The 1,059-nt window shown below is 66.1% G+C and carries 1 protein-coding gene; it reads right to left on the bottom strand.

Features of this window, described 5'->3' with window-relative positions:
- Positions 1-109: 109 nt before the first annotated feature.
- Positions 110-927, bottom strand: a protein-coding gene (locus ACPA54_RS39030; RefSeq protein ID WP_423537296.1) for an IS5 family transposase whose coding sequence is annotated in 2 segments (ribosomal slippage) — positions 110-570 and positions 570-927 — 819 coding nt in all. Because the reading frame shifts where the segments join, the coding sequence is not laid out codon by codon here.
- Between the last annotated feature and the right edge of the window lie 132 nt (positions 928-1,059).

The raw sequence follows: 1,059 nt of genomic DNA, 5'->3' as shown, positions 1-1,059 counted from the left end.
AGGAACCACCCGCTCGAACAGCTCGTACAACTCGTCCGGCACCAAACGCTCAACCATCGACACCAGCCCAGGCTACCGAGCCAAATGAGATGACGCCTTAGAGCGTGTCCTACGTGGTGTGACGTCGTAGTCGCTTGAAGCAGATGAGGGCTGCGGCGAGGGTGGTGAAGGCCAGGAACAGGTCGTGTCTGCGTTCGTAGCGGATGGTCAGCCGGCGGTAGCCGGTCAGCCAGGACATGGTGCGTTCGATGACCCATCGGTGCCGACCGAGCCGTTGCGACGTGTCGACGCCTTTGCGGGCAATCCGCACGCCGATCCGCTTGCCGCGCACCCAGCGCCGCAGCGGAGGGTTGTCATAGGCCTTGTCCGCATGCAGCTTCCCGGGCTTCCACGGTCGGCCGCGGTGCGGGTCGTGCTTGATCAAGAGCGCTTCGACCAGCGGCCTCAAGCCGTTGCTGTCATGGCAGTTGCCAGCTGAGACCCCGACGACGAGCGGCAGTCCGGCCCGGTCGGACAGGACGTGCAGCTTGGAGCCGGGCTTGCCGCGGTCGACGGGGCTTGGGCCGGTGAGCCCGCCCCCTTTTTCGCGCGGACGTGCGCGGTGTCGACCAGGACCCGGGACAGGTCCACCAGCCCGCTGTCCGCGAGGAGTTCGCGCAGCCTGCGGTGCAGTCGGCCCCACAGCCCCGCATCCGACCAGATCGTGAAACGACGGTGCACCGTCGACTTCGACGCGCCGAAGCACGGCGGCAGATGCCGCCATGCACACCCGGTCGTCAACACGAACACGACCGCGGCGAACACCGCCTCGTCGTCGATGTTCGCCGTGCCACCGCCCTGCGGACGGACTTTCGCCGGCGGCAGCAACGGCTCCACGACCTCCCACAACCCGTCAGGAACGATCCAGTCCCACCCCGAACTCCCCATGACTCAGCAACGACCCCACCACCACATAGGACACGGTCTTAGACGTCATCTCATTTGGCTCGGTAGCCTGGGCTGGTGTCGATGGTTGAGCGTTTGGTGCCGGACGAGTTGTACGAGCTGTTCGAGCGGGTG

The sequence above is a fragment of the Uniformispora flossi genome, assembly GCF_049534875.1.
Classification (GTDB): domain Bacteria; phylum Actinomycetota; class Actinomycetes; order Streptomycetales; family Streptomycetaceae; genus Yinghuangia; species Yinghuangia aomiensis.
The sequence above is the reverse complement of the archived record's forward strand: the minus strand, read 5'-3'. Positions and strand labels throughout refer to the sequence as shown.